The following is an 18,524-nucleotide window of genomic DNA, read 5'->3' as shown; positions in this document are numbered from 1 at the left end:
CCCGGCCACCGGGCAGGCGCTAGTGGGTGAGCATGGCCAGTGCGTGCCGGTAGAAGGCCACGTGCTTGGGCAGCACGCGGTCCCTCCCGGTGAGGCGGCGGTTGATCTCCTCGAAGTCCCCCTCGTCTGCCACGGTGTTGAGGTCACGGCTGGTCCAGAACCAGCCCGCCACGCGGAAGCCCACATCGAGGTCTGCGGCGCGCTCGGGGTTGTTCTCCAGATCGATGCCCAGCGCCTTGCCGGCGGCGCGGTAGTTGGCCCGGCCGATGAGCGGGATGAGGCCTCGGCCCTTGTAGCGGGGGCCGTCCCCGGGTTGCACGTTGCCCAGGTCCTCGCGGCCCTCGTACTGCTCGCCGGAATCCGGTTCCTCGAAGAGGTTGAGCTGACCACTCGGGATGGCGAGCTGGACGAGGAAGGCCGCCTGTCGTTGGGGGGTCATGATGTCCGCTTCGGCCATCACCTTGTTGAGGTATGGCAGGACCTCGGTGGCCCGCATCTCCGAGCAGTTAGGCAGGACGGTCTGCAACTGCTCCACGGAGAAGCCCGCGCCTTCGGGGGCCTGCCGCTCCGCGGGCCGGAACTGGACCCCGAGCTCATGCCAGATTCCGGAGTCCACGAGCCCATCCACCTCCAACCCCCGCGCCTTCTGGAAGGCCTGCACCGCGTCCTCCGTCTGCGAGCCGAAGAAGCCATCCGCCGGGCCGGGGTCGAAGCCGGCGGACATCAGCCTGCGTTGCAGCTCGATGACCAGAGGGCCACGCGAGCCCTTATGCAACACGGTGGGTTGGCCGATGGATGTGAGTTGGAGGAAGGACGTATCAATCTCGGTGGGCGCTGGCATGGCGAACCTCCATCTGACTGAAGGTGCGGTAATGCCAGCGCGTTTGTGAAGGCTCGCGGCACCCGGACGGGCGGACCCTCCCTTCCATGCCTCGTGCTCCGGCGCGTATCAGCGTGCTTCGTCGAGCGCCTGCTCGAGGTCCGCGATGAGATCCTCGACTGCCTCCAGGCCCACGGAGTAGCGCAGCAGCCCATCCCCGATTCCGCGCTCGAGCCGGACCTCACGAGGCATGGCCGCGTGCGACATCATGGCCGGGTAGGACAGGATGCTCTCCACCGCGCCCAGGCTGACCGCCACCAGGGGAAGGGTGACGCGCTCGAGCACCTGTCTCGCGCGGGCGCCCGTGCCGACGTCGAAGGACACCATGGCTCCGTGGCCCTGGGACTGGCGCTCGTGGATGGCCCGGCCGGGATGGTCCGGCAGTCCGGGGTAGTAGACCCGAGTCACCGCCGGGTGCCGGGTCAGCCAGTCCGCGAGCTGCCGTGCGCTGCGCTCGGAGCACTCCATCCGGGCGGAGAGCGTCTTCATCCCGCGCATCAGCAGCCACGAGTCCTGGACGCCCAGCACACCCCCCACGGCGTTTTGGAGATGCTTGAGCTGCTGGCCCAGCTTCTCATTGGCCACCACCGCGAGCCCGGCAATCACATCGCTGTGGCCGCAGAGGAACTTGGTCGCGCTGTGGAGCACGATGTCGATGCCCAGCTCGATCGGCCGCTGGAGGCAGGGCGTCATGAAGGTGTTGTCGAGGATGGACAGCAGGCCGTGCTTCTTCGCCCACTCGGCCACCGCGGCGATGTCTGTGATTTTCAGGTTCGGATTGGACGGAGTCTCCACGAACACCGCGCGGGTGTTCGGCCTGCGCGCGGCCTCGAGCCTGTCCAGGTCGGTCATGTCGACGAAGGTCGTCGTGATGCCCATGCGGTTGAGGATCGTCGTCAGCAGGCGATACGTCCCGCCATACACGTCCTCGGAGCAGAGGATGTGGTCGCCCTGGGAGAGCAGCATGAAGGCGGTGGAGACCGCCGCCATGCCCGAGGCGAAGGCGAAGCCCCGCACGCCTCCCTCGAGCTCGGCGATGGTGTCCTCGAGCGCCTGACGGGTCGGGTTTCCGGAGCGGGCGTAGTCGTACTGGGGCGGGTGCTCCAGCGAGAAGTGGTGGTAGGTGGAGGCCTGGTAGAGCGGGATGCTGGAGGCACCGGTGCTCCGGTCCACGCTCGAGGCCGAGTGGAGCACCCGGGTGGCCAGCTTCCTGCCGGGACGTTGGATGTCTCTGGGATGGCGCATGGTGTTCCTCACCGGGTTTCCGTACAGCCAGCGACTTCCTGGCGGGCCGCTTCAAGTGCCTGGGACAGGTCGGAGATCAGATCGTCCACGTGCTCGATTCCCACCGAGTACCGGAGCAGACGGTCGTCCACTCCCACCCGGCGGCGGATCTCCTCGGGGATGTCCGCGTGGGTCTGCACCGCCGGGTACGTCATCAGGGACTCCACGCCGCCGAGGCTCTCCGCGAAGGCAATCAGCCGGATGTGGCGAAGGATGGGCTCGACGAGGCGGGCATCCTTCAGCTTGAAGGAGAAGATGCCCGTGTTCCCCGAGGCCTGCTTCCGCTGGAGGGCGAAGCCGGGATGGGTCTCGAGGCCCGGGTAGAAGACTTCCGCGACGAGCGGGTGCGTTGCCAGCCAGGATGCGATGCGGAGCGCGTTCTGCTGGTGGCGCTCCATCCGCAGCGCGAGCGTCTTCATTCCGCGCACGAGCAGCCAGCTGTCCTGCGGCCCCAGCACGGCCCCGATGGAGTTGTGGAGGAAGGCGATCTTCTCGGACAGTGCCTTGTGCCGGGTCACGATGAGGCCCGCGAGCACGTCGTTGTGTCCGCCCAGGTACTTGGAAGCGCTGTGGACGACGATGTCTGCGCCCAGCTCGATGGGGCGCTGGAAGTAGGGCGTGAGCAGCGTGTTGTCCACGATGGAGAGCAGCTCGCGGGACCTGGCCCAGCGGCAGACCTTCGCGAGGTCGGTGATCTTCATCAGCGGATTGGTGGGCGTTTCGATCAACACGGCCTTCGTGCCGGGCCGGAGGTTCGCCTCGAGCGCGTCGATGTCGTTGGTGTCGACGTAGGTCGCGGAGATGCCGAAGCGGGAGAGGACCTTCTCCAGCAACCGGTACGTTCCCCCGTACAGGTCGACCGAGACGAGCAGATGATCTCCCTGGCTGAAGAGGGAGAAGACAACCTGGAGCGCCGCCATGCCGGAGCTACAGGCGAAGCCGGCGTCACCGGACTCGAGGCGGGCGATCGCGTCTTCCAGGACGGAGCGCGTGGGGCTCTTGCTCCGCGAGTAGTCGAAGCCCGTGCTCTGACCCAGGCGCGGGTGCCGGAAGGCGGTGGCGTGGTGGATGGGAACGCTGACCGCTCCCGTGACGGAGTCGGAGACGGAGCCGATCTGTGCCAGTTGGCTTTCAATCTTCATGTTCGGAAGACTCGTGGGACTGGAGGTGGAGAGAGGGGAGGGAAGGGACGAGGCGCTCATCTGCGGCCCCGAACGTTCTGGGCGAGCCGCAGGATGTCGGCGAGCACGCCGGCGGCCGTGACATCGCCGCCCGCGCCCGCGCCGCGGACGATGAGGGGGAACTCGCGGTAGCGATCGGTGAAGAACGAGACCAGGGCCTCGGCGCCCTTCAACCCCGTGGCCGGATGCTCCGCGTCCACCGCCACCGGGCCCACCTTCACGCGGGGGCCTCCGGGTGCATGCGGGAGGATCTGCGCGAGGTAGCGCAGGTTCCTGCCCGCCGCCCGGTAGCGAGCCACCTGGGCGCTCACGTCCGCGTCCAGAGAGGTCAGGGAGCGAAGGAAGGCCTCCGGCTCCTCGACGTCGAGGTGCTCGCGCGGGACGAGCGGCTCCACGGCGATGTCCTCCAGGTCGAGCTCCAACCCCAGCTCGCGAGCGAGGATGAGGGCCTTGCGAGCGACGTCCAGGCCGGACAGGTCATCGCGAGGGTGGGGCTCGGTGTAGCCGTTCGCGCGAGCCGTCCGCACCGCCTGGGACAGGGGGACTCCGTCCATCAGGGCGTGGCAGATGTAGCCGAGCGAGCCGGAGAAGCACCCCTCGATGCGCTCCACCCGGTCGCCGGTGCGCACCAGGTTCTTCAGCGTCTCGATGACGGGGAGGCTCGCGCCCACGGTGGTCTCGTAGTGCCAGGCACGGAACTGCTCACGGGAGAGCGCGTGCAGGGCCTCGCTCTCCTTCCAGGGGCGCGCGAGGGGCTTCTTGTTGGCCGCCACCACGTGGATGCCCCGCCGGAAGGCCGCCGCGTAGAGCGTCTCGATGCCGTCCGCCGCGGTGCAGTCCACCAGCACGGGCACGGACAGGCGCGACAGCCGGTCGAGCAGCGGCACCACGTCCGGCGGAGACGCGCTGCCCGGAGAGAGCTCCGCGAGCCTCTTGCCGGCCTCGGCGGGAGGAATCCCCGTGGGATCGAAGAGCGCGCGGCGGCTGTCCACCACTCCCACCAGCCGCAGGGCCACGCCGTGCCGGGCCTGGAGGGTCTTCGTGTTCTCCGCGAGCTGGGAGAGCAACCGCCCGCCCACCGTTCCCTTGCCGACGAGCAGGACGTTGATCTCCGTCTCGTTGAGGTTGAAGGCGCTGTGCACGGTGCGCACCGCTACGGCCGTGTCCTCGGCGTCCACGGCGCACGACACACTGCGGGAGCTCGCGCCCTGGAGGATGGCGCGCACGTTCACGCCCACGTTCCCGAGCGCATGGAAGAACCGGCCCGCCACATTGGGCCGGTGTCCCATGGATTCGGCGACCAGAGTGACCAGGGTCACGGGCGAGTGGGGCGGCGGGACCCGGACCTCGTGCCGGTCGCGCTCGGCTCGTAGCGCGGCCTCGAGCACGGCGTGTGCTTTCTGGGCCTGGGCCTGGGGAACCACCACGGAGATGGAGGGCGCCAGCGCGGACAGGGTGCCTCCCCAGACGGTGACCTGGGCCGCCTCGAGCGCCTGCAACACGCGCAACCCGAGCGGCTCGCTGAGCGTGGGGCGCAGCGACTCGATGTGGATGAGGGCCAGCCGCTCCAGACTGGTGACGCTGGTGGGGCGGTGGGGATCCGGATTGCCCTCGGCATCGATGCGCGTGCCCGGAGCCTGCGGCTCGGTGGTGCTGCGGATGTGCAGGGCGGCGCCGCTCTCGAGGAGCGGAATCATCGTGCGCGGGTGGAACATGCGGGTGCCGAAGTGGGCCAGCTCAAGCGCCTCCGCGTAGGTCATGCGCGGCACGGGGTAGGCGTCGCGCACCAGGGCCGGGTCGGCCGTCATGACGCCGGGCACGTCCGTCCACACCGTCACATGGCGGGCCCCGAGCAGCCACGAGAGCAGCGTGGCGGTGTAGTCGGAGCCATTGCGGCCCAGCGTGGTGGTCCGCCCCTGATGCGAGCGGGCGATGAAGCCCGTGATGATGGGCACCACGCCCTCCCAGCCGGAGACGAGCGGAGCGAGTTTCGCGCGGCTCGCTTCGATGTCGACCCGGGCCGAGCCCGCGGTCTCATCGGTGACGAGGAAGGTGCGTGCGTCCACGGCGAGGGCGCGCACTCCCCGAGCTGTCAGGGCCCGCGCGACCAGCTCGGAGGAGATGCGCTCTCCCACGGACACCACCTCATCGAGCGTGGCGGGCGTGCACTCCCGGGTCAGCTCCACGCCCGTGAGGAGCCGCTCGATGGGAGCCAGGAGTTGATCCACCGTGGCCTGTTGTGCGGTGAGGACGGAGCCCTCGAGGACCGTGCTGGCGATGGTCGCGGCGAGGCTCTGGACACGGGCCAGCTCGGCGCTGGAGCCCGCGGAATCTCCGCTGGCGGCGGCGCGGGCCGCGGAGATCAACCAGTCCGTGGTGTCACCGAGCGCGGACACCACGACGGTGATCGGGCGTTGGGCCTCGGTGATGAGGGAGAGAACACGGGGCAGCCGTCCGGGAGTACCGACAGAGGAGCCACCGAACTTGTAGACATGCCAATCACGGCGCTCGGCGCCGTGGAGAGAGGCGTTGCTCAAGGGGTCCTGCCTTTCGAGGAACTACGTGGGTCGAGGAACCGCGGCCCACGGCGAAAGGCGAAGACCCGAGCTGAACTCAGGACGCAGCCGTGCCGCGGGCGGTGTCAGGTGGGAAACCCGGGCACCCGCGGCTCTTCACTGGGAGAGGTCAGCTAGAAACGGCTGGAAACCCATCCTCCCACGAACGCGCGCATGCCCGGGCCACGCATGAGCATGGCCTCCATGGACATCGGCATTCGGGTGGCAGGACAGGACAAGACAATCTCCAGACGAGTGGCGCCGAAATAACAAGGGATGCGGCGCGCTGTCAATTCGGTCGCGTGTGACAGTTCAGCATCGAGCACGACGGCTCGATGAAACTACTTCCGCTTCGCTGTACGTCCTGTCCTCGGTCAGCTGCGCAGGCCAGGGGCCTCGTGGCCGGTGCGCGCCACGTACTCCGTATAGCCGCCGCCGTACTGGTGGATGCCTTCCGGAGTCAGCTCGAGCACGCGGTTGGACAGCGCGGCGAGGAAGTGCCGGTCGTGGCTCACGAAGAGCATGGTGCCTTCGTAGTTGGCCAGCGCGGTGATGAGCATCTGCTTCGTCGCCATGTCCAGGTGGTTGGTGGGCTCGTCCAGCACCAGGAAGTTGGGCGGGTCGTAGAGCATCTGCGCGAGCACCAGCCGCGCCTTCTCGCCTCCGGAGAGCACCCGGCACTTCTTCTCGATCTCATCGCCGGAGAAGCCGAAGCACCCGGCCAGCGCCCGCAGCGAGCCCTGCGAGGCCCTCGGGAACTTGTCCACCAGCGAGTCGTAGACCGTTTGCTCGGGCTTGAGCAGTTCCATGGCGTGCTGCGCGAAGTAGCCCATCTTCACGCTGCCGCCGACGGACACGGCACCATCATCCGGCCGCGACTCGCCCGCGATCAGCTTGAGCAGCGTGGACTTGCCCGCGCCGTTCACGCCCATCACGCACCAGCGCTCGCCGCGCCGCACCAGGAAGTCCAGCCCGCTGTAGATGCGCCGCTTGCCGTACCCCTTCACCACCCGCTCCAGCTTCGCCACGTCGTCGCCCGAGCGCGGGGCCTGCTGGAACTCGAACAGCAGCGTCTGCCGCCGCTTCGGAGGCTCCACCTTCTCGATCTTCTCCAGCTTCTTCACCCGGCTCTGCACCTGGGCCGCGTGCGAGGCGCGCGCCTTGAAGCGCTCGATGAACTTCAGCTCCTTGGCGAGCATGGCCTGCTGGCGCTCGTACTGCGCCTGCTGATGCTTCTCGTTCTGCGCCCGCTGCTGCTCGTAGAAGTTGTAGTCGCCCGAGTACGTCGTCAGCTCGCCGCCGTCGATCTCGATGATCTTCGTCACGATGCGGTTCATGAACTCGCGATCGTGGCTCGTCATGAGCAGGGCGCCCTCGAAGCCCTTGAGGAAGTTCTCCAGCCAGATGAGCGACTCGAGGTCCAGGTGGTTGCTGGGCTCGTCCAGCAGCATCACGTCCGGGCGCATCAGCAGGATGCGTCCGAGCGCCACGCGCATCTTCCATCCGCCCGACAGCGCCCCCACGTCCCCGTCCATCATCTCCTCGGTGAAGCCGAGGCCCGCGAGGATCTCCCGCGCCCGTCCTTCCAGCGCGTACCCGCCCAGCTCCTCGTAGCGCCCCTGCACCACACCGAAGCGCTCCACGAGCTTGTCCATCTCGTCCATGCGCTCCGGATCCGCCATGGCCGCCTCGAGCTGCTTCAGCTCCGCCGCCACCTCGGACACCGGCCCCGCGCCATCCATCACCGCGGCCACCGCGCTCTGGCCGGCCATCTCGCCCACGTCCTGGTCGAAGTAGCCGATGGTGACGCCGCGATCGACGGACACCTGGCCCTCGTCCGGGTGCTCGCGCTGGACGACCATCTTGAAGAGGGTGGACTTGCCCGCTCCGTTGGGGCCCACCAGGCCCACCTTCTCGCCCTTGTTGAGCTGCGCAGAGGCCTCCACGAAGAGGATCTGCTGTCCGTGCTGCTTGCCGATGTTGTCGAGACGAATCATGGGACTGGGACCTCGGCCCTCTCGTAGGGGAGAGGGGCATTGCATACTTGGGTTCTTGGAAGGCTCAGGCTCCGGCGGCCAGGTTCTGCAGCTCCTGCCAGCGCGTGTAGAGGCGCTCCACTTCCGCCGCCGCCACGTCCAGCTCCTTCTGCACCTCGGCGGCCTTCGCGCCGTTGGAGTAGACGCTGGGATCCACGAGCTGCGCCTCCAGCCCGGCCTTGCGCGTCTCCGCGGCCTCGATCGCCGCCTCCATCCCCTCCAGCTCGCGCTGATCCTTGTACGAGAGCTTCCCCGGCTTGCGCGCCTGCTTCGGCTCGGCCACGGGCTCGGCCTTCTTCGACGCGGGAGCGGGGGCGGCCGCCGCGGCTCGCGCCTGGGCCTGCTCCTTCAGCCGCCGGTACATCGCGAAGTTGCCCTCGTACCGCACCACCTTGCCGTCGCCCTCGAAGGACAGGATGGACGTGGCCACCTTGTCCAGGAAGTACCGGTCGTGCGTCACCAGCAGCACGCTGCCGGTGAAGCCCAGCAGCAGCCCCTCGAGGATGTTCAGCGTGACGATGTCCAGGTCGTTCGTCGGCTCGTCCAGCACGAGGACGTTGGCGCCCTCCAGGAAGAGCCGCGCCAGCAGCAGGCGGTTGCGCTCGCCACCCGACAGCGCCTTCACCTTCATCCGCTGCATGGGCACCGGGAAGAGCAGGTCGTCCAGGTAGTCGCGCAGGGCCACGCGCTGGTCGCCCAGCTCCACCCAGTCGTCGCCGCGCGGCGAGGCCGCCTCGTACACCGTCTGCTCGGGATCCAGCGAGGCGCGCGTCTGGTCGTAGTACGCCACCTTCGTGTTCTTCCCGATGACGACCTTGCCGGAGTCCGGCGGCAGCTCCCCGAGCAGCACCCGCAGGAAGGTCGTCTTTCCCACGCCGTTGGGCCCCACCAGGCCCACGCGCTCGCCGCGCTGGAGCAGCAGGTCCACGCCCTTGAGCACGTTGCGCTCGCCGTAGGACTTGTGGACGCCCTCGGCCTCGATGACGGTGTGGCCCAGCCGGGGCGCCTGCATCACCTGGAGCCCCGCCACCTTCGGCCGCTGGAAGCCCTTCTCCTCCATCAGCTTGCGCGCCCGCTCGATGCGCGCCTTGCTCTTGGTGCGCCGCGCCTCCGGTCCCTTGCGCAGCCACGCCACTTCCTGGGCAATCCAGCGCTCGCGCTTGTGCTGGGCGATGGACGCGTTCTCCTGCGCCACCAGCTTCTGCTCTACGTACGCTTCGTAGTTGCCCGGGTACGAGATGACGCCCGCGCCGGGTTGGATCTCCACGATGCGGTCCACCAGCCCGTCCAAGAAGTAGCGGTCGTGCGTCACCAGCAACAGTGAGCCGGGGAGCTGATCCAGCTCGTCCTCGAGCCAATCCACCGTATCCGCGTCCAGGTGGTTGGTGGGCTCGTCCAGCATCAGCATGTCCGGCCGGGTCAGCAGCGCGCGGGCGATGGCCACCCGCTTGCGCAGGCCGCCGGAGAGCTCGGCCACGGGCCGGTCCCAGTCCTTCACGCCCAGCCTGTCCAACAGCGTCTTGGCGTGGTGCTCCGTGTCCCAACCGCCGAGCTGCTCGACACGGTCCGAGAGCGCCGCGAGCTGCTCCAGCAGCTTGCCCTGGCCCTGGGTGGGGGTGGACTCGAGGCGGCGGGTGAGCTCGGCGTGCGCGGCCAGGACCTCCTTCAGAGGCCCCTGGGCCACGCTCAGCTCCGAGGCCACCGTGGCGCCCGGGGCGAACTCGGGCTCCTGTGGCAGGTACGTGACGCGCGCGCCCCGGCGGACCTGGAGCTCCCCCGCATCGGGGCGCGACACCCCCGCCATGATCTTCATCAACGAGGACTTGCCGGAGCCGTTCACTCCCACGAGGCCCACCCGCTCGCCTTCTTCAATGGTGAGCGTCAGGCCCTGGAAGACGGTACGGCTGCCGAAGGAGAGTTGGACGTCGGCGGCGCGGAGCAGGGTCACGGGTGGTGCCTCGGAGGAAGTGCGGAGGTTCTCGTCGCGGGCCCTTCTTTACAGCCACTTGGGCGCGCGAGGCCTCTGGGAAACGGCGGGCGGTGCCGCCGGAGCGGACGTGGAGGGCCGAGCGGCCTGGTTGGCCGGTGCCGCAGGACGCTGGCCCGAAGCGGCCTGCGAGTTGGACGTGCGGTTGTTGCCCTTGGGGCCCCCCGCGTTCCCACCGCGTCCTCCACCGTTACCCCGTCCACCGTTGTTACCCCGTCCACCGTCACGCCAGCGGCGTCCCTCGTTCTTCCCACTGCGCTCACCACGGGCCTGCTGCCCGGGCTGTCCCTGCGGCGGACGGGCGCCTTGCGGGGGCCGGGAGCTCTGCTGCGGGGGCCGGGCCGCCGGAGCGGGCTCGAGCGGTCCCGGCGCGGGGGCCGGCTGGCCCGAGCGGTGCGGATGGGCCTCCACCACCGGCACGCGCCGGCGGATGGTGCGCTCGATGTCCTTCAGGTACGCGCGCTCCTCGGTGTCGCAGAAGGAGAGGGCGATGCCCGCGGCGCCCGCCCGGCCCGTGCGGCCGATACGGTGCACGTACGTCTCGGGGACGTTGGGCAGGTCGAAGTTGATGACGTGGGTGATGCCGTCGATGTCGATGCCTCGCGCGGCGATGTCCGTGGCCACCAGCACCCGGCACTCGCCGGACTTGAAGGCCGCCAGCGCCCGCTCTCGCGCGTTCTGGCTCTTGTTGCCATGGATGGGCTCGGCCCCGATGCCGGACGATTCCAGATGCCGGGCCACCCGGTTCGCACCGTGCTTGGTGCGCGTGAAGACGAGCACCCGCGCGATGGCTTTGTCCGTCTGCAGCAGGTGCACCAGCAGGCCGCGCTTCTGCTCCTTCTCCACGAAGTACAGCCGCTGGTCGATCGTCTCCGCGGTGGTGGCCACCGGCGCCACCTCCACCCGCACGGGGTTCACCAGGATGCTGTTGGCCAGGCCCTGGATCTCCGGCGGCATGGTGGCCGAGAAGAACAGCGTCTGCCGTTGCTTCGGCAGCGTCGCGATGACGCGCTTCACGTCGTGGATGAAGCCCATGTCCAGCATCCGGTCCGCCTCGTCGAGGACGAACACCTCGAGCGACTTGTAGGACACGAAGCCCTGTTTCATGAGATCCAACAGGCGGCCGGGGGTGGCCACGAGGATGTCCACGCCGTGCTTGAGCGCCTGCTCCTGGGCGCTCTGGCCCACGCCGCCGAAGATGACGGAGCTGGTGAGGCCGGTGAAGCGCCCGTAGGCGCGGATGCTGTCGCCAATCTGGGCGGCCAGCTCGCGCGTGGGGCTGAGGATGAGCGCGCGGATGGGGCGCCCACGGGCGGGCGGCGGCGGGCGGCCCACGGAGAGCCGCTGGAGGATGGGCAGCGTGAACGCCGCCGTCTTGCCGGTACCCGTCTGAGCGCAGCCGAGCACGTCCTTGCCCGTGAGCACGTGCGGAATCGCCTGTGCCTGGATGGGGGTGGGCGTGGTGTAGCCCTCGGCCTTCACGGCGCGCAGGAGGGGCTCGGCAAGCTTCAGGTCTTCAAAAGTCATGAGTTCTCTAGAGTGGGGGTATCCCCGGAGGGCCCGCGCGGAGATGAACCGCCGGGCCCGAAAAAAGCGAAGGCGCCCCCGGGGGAGGCGCCTTCCTTCAACAGCCTGGAACTGTCAGGCCGTGCGGCGCGGGACTACTTGCGCGCGGCCTGCTCGGCGGCCTGCTTCTCCTTGTACTTCGCCATCAGGGCCTCGGCCTCGTTGCGGGGCACCGGCGAGTACTTGGCGAACTCCATGGTGAACTCGCCCTTGCCCTGGGTGGCCGAGCGGAGGTCCGTGGAGTAGCCGAACATGGTGTTCAGCGGCACCTCGGCCACCACCGTCACGTAGCCCTCGGCCGTGCTGGACTCGAGGATGGTGCCACGACGCTGGTTGATCTGACCCACCACCGAGCCCTGGAAGTCCTCGGGAGCCTGGACCTCCACCTTCATCATCGGCTCGAGGATGATCGGCTTGGCGGCCGAGTAGCCCTCGCGGAAGCCCATGATGGCGGCGGTCTTGAACGCCATTTCGGACGAGTCCACCGCGTGGAACGCGCCGTCGTTGATGACCACGCGCAGGCCCACCACGGGGAAGCCGATGAGGCTGCCCTTCTTGACGGCCTCCTGGAAGCCCTTGTCGCACGCGGGGATGAACTCGCGGGGGATGGAGCCGCCCACGATGTCGTCCACGAACTCGTACTGCTGCACGGCGTCGCTGGGCAGGGGCTCGACGTAGCCGCACACGCGCGCGAACTGACCGGAACCACCGGTCTGCTTCTTGTGCGTGTAGGCGAACTCGCCCTTCTGGGAGATGGTCTCGCGGTAGGCCACCTGCGGCTTACCGGCGATCACCTCGCAGTTGTACTCGCGCTTCATGCGCTCGATGTAGATCTCCAGGTGCAGCTCACCCATGCCCTTGATGATCGTCTCGCTGGACTCCTCGTCCCGGGTCACGCGGAAGGTGGGGTCTTCCTTGGTGAAGCGGTTGAGGGCCTTGGAGAAGTTGGCCTGGGAGTCGCGGTTCTTCGGAGCCACCGCGAGCGAGATGACGGCGTCCGGCACGAACATGGACGTCATCGTGTAGTTCACGGTGCCGTCGGTGAACGTGTCGCCGGAGGCGCACTCGACGCCGAACAGGGCGATGATGTCGCCGGCCCGGGCCTCGGTGATGTCGTTCATCTCGTTCGAGTGCATGCGAACGATGCGCGGGACCTTGACCTTCTTCTGGTTGGCCTGGTTGACGATGAAGTCACCCTTCTTCACCTGGCCCTGGTAGACGCGCATGTAGGTCAGCTGACCGTAGCGGCCGTCCTCCAGCTTGAACGCCAGGCCCACGAAGGGCTTGTCCGGGTTGGACTCGAGGATGACCTTCGCCTCGGCATTCTTCTGATCCAACGCCTCGTTGGAGACCTCCGCCGGGTTGGGGAGGAAGGAGCAGATGGCGTTGAGCAGCAGCTGCACGCCCTTGTTCTTGTAGGCGGAGCCGCACATGACGGGCGTCATCTTCAGCGCGATGGTGGCGCGGCGGATGGCGGCCATCAGCTGCTCGTTGCTGATGGCGGCGTCGGCCAGGAAGAGCTCGCCGAGCTGGTCGTCCACCTCGGCGACCTTCTCGATCATCTCCAGACGGTCGGCCTTGGCCTTGTCGAGCAGGTCGGCGGGGATGGCCTCCTCGCGGATGGTCTCACCGCTCTCACCGTCGAAGTAGAAGGCCTTCATCTGGATGAGGTCGACGAGGCCCTGGAAGCGCTCCTCGGCCCCGATCGGGACCTGGAGGCGCACCGGGTGGTGGCTCAGCTTCTCCTTGAGCTGGGCGGCAACGCGCTCGTAGTTGGCGCCCGCGCGGTCCATCTTGTTGACGAACGCGATGCGGGGAACCTTGTAGCGCTTCATCTGCCGGTCCACCGTGATGGACTGGGACTGAACGCCGGACACGGAGCAGAGAACCAGGATGGCGCCGTCGAGCACGCGCAGGGAGCGCTCCACCTCGATGGTGAAGTCGACGTGTCCCGGGGTGTCGATCAGGTTGATGTTGTACTCGCCCCACATCGCGTACGTGGCGGCAGACTGGATCGTGATGCCCTTCTCACGCTCCAGGTCCATCGAGTCCATCTTCGCGCCCACGCCGTCCTTGCCACGCACTTCGTGGATCTCGTGGATGCGACCCGTATAGAAGAGGATGCGCTCGGAGAGCGTCGTCTTGCCCGAGTCGATGTGGGCGGAGATGCCGATGTTACGAACCTTTTCGATGGGAACTTGGGTGGCCACGAGGGTCGGTCCTTCTGCTGATTGAATTCCTGCGAGAACAGGGCAGGGGGCGCCCTTACTTCCCGCTGCTTGAAGTTTCCAGCCAAATCGGCATGGAGCCGGGGGAGCGTCTACTCCCTCTCGGGCCGGAGGGGAAGCCCCCCCGGGTGCTGGGCTGCTGGAGGAGCCCTGCCTACACTCGGAGTTCATAACCAATAAGGAGCCCCGATACTTCTGTCGCCCGGGGCGATTTCCAGAGGTAGAGGTGGGAGGCTCCGCTCGGATGGCCGTCCGGGACGCGAGAAGGGGGCGAGGGGCCCACTCCCCCATTCGAGGAGGATGCACATGGCGAAGCCCGCTGGTTTCGACAGGGACATCGGCTACCTGATGCCCTTCCTGGATCGGGTCGCCGCCGCGGCCGCCGAGCTGCCGGAGGCCAGTGCTCGCGAGGAGCTGGCGCGCCTCATGGCCGAGGAGAAGGTGCGCTGGGCTCGCATCCAGCAACTCCTGGGGGGAGCCGCGGGGCGGGAGGTTCCGTCTGCTGCTTCCGGGGCCCAGGCGGCCGTGAGCCCGAGCACGTCCTCGTCCATTCCGGGACTGGCCCGCGCCCACGCCGATGAGATCAACCGGGAGCAGCCGCGCCAGGCCGGGCTCACCGTGGGCAGTCTGAAACGGCAGTCATGAATCCGTGACACGCCGGAGGACGGTTCTCACCCGGGCCCGCTCTTCGGGGACGCGGGGCGGGGGTAGCGGAGCCCTTCGGCGAGTTCGGCGTCGGTGAGGAGCCGGAAGGAGCCCTCGGGCACGTCCAGCTCCACGCCCCCCACCGCCTCCCGGTGCAGGGCGCGCACGGGCAGGCCCACCGCTCCGAGCATCCGCTTCACCTGGTGGTGGCGGCCCTCGGTGACGGTCACCTCTACGGTATGCTCGTCACGCAGCCGCACCTTCGCGGGCCGGGCCGGGCCGTCCTCCAACTGCACGCCGTGGCGCAGGGGCTCCACCTTCTCCTCGTCCGCCTCGCTGAACACCGTGGCCACGTAGCGCTTGGTGAGGTTCGTCTCGGGGGACGTCACGTGGGTGACGAGCTTGTCGTCATTGGTGAAGAGCAGCAGCCCGGTGGTGCCCCGGTCCAGCCGGCCCACCGCGTGCCAGGTGAAGCCGGCCAACTCCGGAGGCAACTGGGGCAGGAGCACCTCGTAGACGGTGCCCACCCCGTGCTGGCCCACCGTGGAGGTGAGCAGCTCCGCCGGTTTGTGGAAGGCCAGCACCCGGGTGGGCGCCTCGAGCGACACGGGCAGCCCGTCCACGCGCACGCTGGCTCCTGGAGGCACCGGAGCGAGTGGTTGCTTCACCACCCGCCCGTTCACGGAGACCCTGCCGGCTTCGATGGCCTCCTCGGCCTCCTCCAGGGGTAGCACCCCTGCCCGCGCGAGCGCCCTCGACAGCCAGTCCGGTTTGGCCTTGCCCTCCCAGCGCCCCGGATGGGCGTGCTTGGAGGAGGGCTGCGAGGGGCGGCGGGGTGGCGGCTTGCGGTTCATGCTCGGGGCCACTGTAACGGCCGCGAGTCAGTGCCGCGAGGGCTCTTCCAGATCTTCCCCCTCGGCCGAGCCGGGCGTCGGGCCGGGCTCGTCCTGGGGCATCCGCCGCTCCTCGCCCTCGGTGCCCTCGGCGGCGTTGGGCGTGCGCGGGGGCCCGCTCTCGTGCTCGTCCTCGGCGGGGGCGTGCCGGCTGGGGAAGGTCTCCGGCGTGTCGTCGGGCCCGTCACTGATGGCCATCCGCTCATAGGGCATGTGCCACATGGTCCGCTCCTGGTCTGGGTGGAATCTTCAGAAAAGGTAGGGACCTGGGGCGTGCACCACCGGGGACACTTCCCGGCTGCTCGCCGGGCGGCTCCGAGGAGGAGGGCGCTTGCGGCTGGATGCCCGCTCGCCCAGGCTCCCCGGGCTCTTTCCCTAGGAGGCCTCCCGGTGCGTTCCATCCCGTTGCTCGTCCTGCTCGCCATGCCGGCACTTGCCGCCGAGCCCGCTCCCGCTCCTGCACCCGTTCCCAAGCGGCCCGTGCACACCTACTCCATCGTCGCGCGAGACCCCGAGACGGGGGAGTTGGGCGTGGCGGTGCAGTCCCACTGGTTCTCGGTGGGCGCGGCGGTGCCCTGGGCGGAGGCGGGCGTGGGCGCCGTGGCGACCCAGTCCTTCGTGGACCCGTCCTACGGGAAGCTCGGCCTGGACCTGATGCGCGCGGGCCGAGGCGCCCCCGAGTCCCTCGCCGGGCTGCTGGCCGCGGACTCGGCGAGCCAGGTGCGGCAGGTGGCGATGATCGACGCGAAGGGCCGGGTGGCGGCGCACACGGGAGACAAGTGCATCGCCGCCGCGGGCCACATCGTGGGCGAGAACTTCTCGGTGCAGGCCAACATGATGGAGAAGGACACCGTGTGGCCGGCGATGGCCAAGGCCTTCCGGGAGACGAAGGGCGACCTGGCCGAGCGGATGCTGGCGGCGCTCGAGGCGGCGGAGGCTCAGGGCGGCGATATCCGGGGGAGGCAGTCGGCGGCGCTCATCATGGTGTCGGGCAAGCCCTCGGGACGTCCCTGGGCGGATCGCAAGTTCGACCTGCGGGTGGACGACCATCCCGTGCCGCTGAAGGAACTGCGCCGGCTGGTGACGCTCCAGCGCGCCTACAACCTGATGAACGAGGGCGACCTGGCCATCGAGCACAACGACACGGAGGCGGCGCTGAAGGCGTACTCGGCGGCCGAGGCGCTGGCTCCGGGCAACGCGGAGATGGTGTTCTGGCACGCGGTGTCGCTCGTCAACGCGGGGAAGGTGGACGAGGCGCTGCCGCTGCTGCAGAAGACGTACAAGGCGGACGCGCGCTGGAAGGAGCTGCTCAAGCGGCTGCCGAAGTCGGGGCTGCTGCCGGAGGATCCGAAGCTGATGAACCGGCTGCTGGGGACCTCGCGTTAGGTCTCCGGTTTCCTCAACCGCTTGGCCAACGTGTGCAGGGCGGCGAGCCACAGCTTCGCCTCCTTGCGCGTGAGCCGGGAGCGGCGCAGCGGAGCGAACAGGTCCCGGAGCCCGGTGCGTCCGCGGGATTGCTCGTCCACGAGGAACCCGCCGGTCACGAGTGCCTCCTCCAGAGCGGACTCCACCTGGGTGAGCTCGGTGTCGGTGGCCGCGACGGGAAGGGGAGCGGCGGGAGGCGGCGAGGCAGCCAGCGTGGCCATGCGGATTTCATAGGCGTACAGCAGCACGGCCTGGGCGAGGTTGATGGAGGGCTGCTCGGGAGCGGTGGGGACGGCGGACAGGTCATGACACCGCTCGACCTCGGCGTTGGTGAGCCCGCTGCGCTCATCGCCGAAGACGAGGGCCACGGGACCCTGGGCGGCGCGCTGCACCAATTCCTCCGCCACCGCGCGGGGAGACAACCGCCGCTTGCCCTCCACCTTGCGAGAGCTGGTGCCCACCACCCACACACAGTCGGCCACGGCTGCGTCGAGCGAGTCCGCTCGGCCCGAGGCCTCCAGCACATCCTCGGCATGGACGGCGAGCCGGCGCGCGGGGGCGAGGTCCTCGGCCTCGGGGTGTACCCAGGTCCACTCGGACAGCCCACAGTTCTTCATGGCCCGGGCGGCGGCACCCAGGTTCTCCGCGTTGCGAGGACGTAGCAGCACCAGCCGGATGGGCAGAGGCATCACCCGCGCACCTTAGCGCGGCTTGCGCGGACGCTGCTCGCGAGTGCTCGCCTCGCGGGTGGACGTCTACGAACAAGCGGCGCGGAGGCCCTCGTTGGGAGAAACGGGCGCGTGGAGTCCGAGCCGCGAGGCCGCCCGCGAAGCCGCACCGCTCTGCTTGTCTCGCGCGAGGACGAGCCGCCAGGCCTCCCGGGCCTCGTCATGACGGCCGAGCTCGGCGAGGCAATCACCCCAGGCCAGCAACCCATCTCCTCCCTGGCCCTGGTAGGGGTGCGTGGCACCTGCCTCGAAGAAGCGCAGGGCCTCCTCCGGGCGCCCCGCGGCCAGGGTGATGCGCCCGAGCAGAAACAGCCCATTGCGCGTGCTCGACACCCGGCGCGAGCGTTTCATCCCCACCAGCGCTTCCCGTCGTGCCTCCTCATACCGATGCACCGCCAGCAGCGCTGCGGCGAGGGTGAAGTGGGCCTCGCTCCGGTACGGCCGGGGCAAACGTCGCCAGTCCACCTGGGCGAGTGCGCTGAGCGCCTCCTCTCCGCGTCCGGTGTGGGAGAGGATCCACGCACGCTGGACGGGGAAGAAGTTCCACAGGAGGGGCTCCCCACGAGCCGCCTCCTCCAGGGTGGACAGACGCGCGTTGGCGGCCTCCCAGCCACCGAGGTTATAGACGGCCTCGACGAGGTTGAACCGTACCAGGGTCCACCAATACGCCGCGGTCGGCTCCAGGGGATTCGACGGACCCTGCCAGCCCCGTTCGATGTCGAGTGCCTCCAGATAGAGGCCCGCGTTGATGAAGAGGTTGATGGCGCAGTTGGCGCAAGGCAGGCAGCCGTCCGCCTTGGCATGGGCCGCGAGGCGGCGAGCACCCGCGACGGCCGTCTCGGTGTTGCCGAGCGCCGAGTGCGCGTAGAGTTCCTCCCGCCACAGCGGGGCTTTCATCCTGGCCGCAAGGGGACGCCACCCCAGGAGACGGGTGAGGGCGAGGGTTGCGCGGAAGGCGCCCCATTCGAAGCAGCACCAGGCCGTGAGCCGCAGGAGGACCCGATGCACCTGGGTCCACAGCAGCAGCGAGGCCACAAGGACGAGGAGCAGCTCCGGGGGGAAATGGGCGAAGCCCGCGGTGGCGAGGGTCATGGGTGGTGGGCCTCCGAATCCGGA

Annotated in this window: 14 protein-coding genes; 2 read left to right on the top strand and 12 right to left on the bottom strand. The window is 68.9% G+C overall.

Going from position 1 to position 18,524, the window contains the following annotated elements:
* Positions 1–19: 19 nt before the first annotated feature.
* From DAT35_RS60980 to fusA, 8 genes are all read right to left on the bottom strand, one after another.
* Positions 20–841 carry a peptidoglycan-binding protein gene (locus DAT35_RS60980; RefSeq protein ID WP_108070708.1) on the bottom strand — a complete coding sequence of 274 codons (822 nt, stop codon included), beginning with the start codon at positions 839–841 and terminating at the stop codon, positions 20–22.
* Positions 842–949: 108 nt separating this feature from the next.
* Positions 950–2,125, bottom strand: coding sequence for an aminotransferase class I/II-fold pyridoxal phosphate-dependent enzyme (locus DAT35_RS28365; RefSeq protein WP_108071011.1), 1,176 nt, complete (start codon positions 2,123–2,125; stop codon positions 950–952).
* Positions 2,126–2,133: 8 nt separating this feature from the next.
* On the bottom strand, positions 2,134–3,306 hold the full coding sequence (locus DAT35_RS28360; protein ID WP_108070706.1) for a PLP-dependent transferase: 1,173 nt from the start codon (positions 3,304–3,306) through the stop codon (positions 2,134–2,136).
* Positions 3,307–3,362: 56 nt separating this feature from the next.
* On the bottom strand, positions 3,363–5,882 hold the full coding sequence (thrA, locus tag DAT35_RS28355) for a bifunctional aspartate kinase/homoserine dehydrogenase I (protein ID WP_108070703.1): 2,520 nt from the start codon (positions 5,880–5,882) through the stop codon (positions 3,363–3,365).
* A gap of 392 nt (positions 5,883–6,274) precedes the next feature.
* On the bottom strand, positions 6,275–7,897 hold the full coding sequence (locus tag DAT35_RS28350; protein ID WP_108070701.1) for an ABC-F family ATP-binding cassette domain-containing protein: 1,623 nt from the start codon (positions 7,895–7,897) through the stop codon (positions 6,275–6,277).
* Between the two features lie 64 nt (positions 7,898–7,961).
* The gene (locus tag DAT35_RS28345; RefSeq protein ID WP_108070699.1) at positions 7,962–9,884 is read right to left on the bottom strand and encodes an ABC-F family ATP-binding cassette domain-containing protein; all 1,923 of its coding nucleotides are present in this window, start codon (positions 9,882–9,884) and stop codon (positions 7,962–7,964) included.
* Positions 9,885–9,932: 48 nt separating this feature from the next.
* On the bottom strand, positions 9,933–11,450 hold the full coding sequence (locus DAT35_RS28340) for a DEAD/DEAH box helicase (protein WP_108070697.1): 1,518 nt from the start codon (positions 11,448–11,450) through the stop codon (positions 9,933–9,935).
* 134 nt (positions 11,451–11,584) lie between these two features.
* The gene (fusA, locus tag DAT35_RS28335) at positions 11,585–13,699 is read right to left on the bottom strand and encodes an elongation factor G (RefSeq protein ID WP_108070695.1); all 2,115 of its coding nucleotides are present in this window, start codon (positions 13,697–13,699) and stop codon (positions 11,585–11,587) included.
* Positions 13,700–14,023: 324 nt separating this feature from the next.
* On the opposite strand from fusA, the gene DAT35_RS28330 reads away from it, so the two are divergent.
* Positions 14,024–14,362 (top strand): hypothetical protein, encoded by a 339-nt coding sequence (locus DAT35_RS28330; protein ID WP_108070693.1) that lies wholly within the window; start codon positions 14,024–14,026, stop codon positions 14,360–14,362.
* Positions 14,363–14,388: 26 nt separating this feature from the next.
* On the opposite strand, the gene DAT35_RS28325 is transcribed toward DAT35_RS28330, so the two are convergent.
* Both DAT35_RS28325 and DAT35_RS28320 read right to left on the bottom strand, forming a co-directional pair.
* Positions 14,389–15,216 carry a pseudouridine synthase gene (locus tag DAT35_RS28325; protein ID WP_108071009.1) on the bottom strand — a complete coding sequence of 276 codons (828 nt, stop codon included), beginning with the start codon at positions 15,214–15,216 and terminating at the stop codon, positions 14,389–14,391.
* 27 nt (positions 15,217–15,243) lie between these two features.
* Positions 15,244–15,477 (bottom strand): hypothetical protein, encoded by a 234-nt coding sequence (locus DAT35_RS28320; RefSeq protein WP_233261757.1) that lies wholly within the window; start codon positions 15,475–15,477, stop codon positions 15,244–15,246.
* A 168-nt stretch (positions 15,478–15,645) separates the two neighbouring features.
* Between DAT35_RS28320 and DAT35_RS28315 the strand changes: the two genes are divergently transcribed.
* The gene (locus tag DAT35_RS28315) at positions 15,646–16,641 is read left to right on the top strand and encodes a DUF1028 domain-containing protein (RefSeq protein ID WP_233261756.1); all 996 of its coding nucleotides are present in this window, start codon (positions 15,646–15,648) and stop codon (positions 16,639–16,641) included.
* Here the strand turns inward: DAT35_RS28315 and DAT35_RS28310 are convergent.
* Together DAT35_RS28310 and DAT35_RS28305 are read right to left on the bottom strand one after the other, a co-directional pair.
* On the bottom strand, positions 16,638–17,369 hold the full coding sequence (locus tag DAT35_RS28310) for an RNA methyltransferase (RefSeq protein WP_108070691.1): 732 nt from the start codon (positions 17,367–17,369) through the stop codon (positions 16,638–16,640). The two genes, DAT35_RS28315 and DAT35_RS28310, sit on opposite strands and share 4 nt — an antisense overlap.
* A 66-nt stretch (positions 17,370–17,435) precedes the next feature.
* Positions 17,436–18,500, bottom strand: coding sequence for a tetratricopeptide repeat protein (locus DAT35_RS28305; RefSeq protein ID WP_108070689.1), 1,065 nt, complete (start codon positions 18,498–18,500; stop codon positions 17,436–17,438).
* Between the last annotated feature and the right edge of the window lie 24 nt (positions 18,501–18,524).

The organism is Vitiosangium sp. GDMCC 1.1324, assembly GCF_003044305.1.
In the GTDB taxonomy this organism is placed as follows: domain Bacteria; phylum Myxococcota; class Myxococcia; order Myxococcales; family Myxococcaceae; genus Archangium.
Note: the sequence above shows the minus strand (reverse complement) of the source record. Positions and strands in the feature narration are given on the sequence as shown.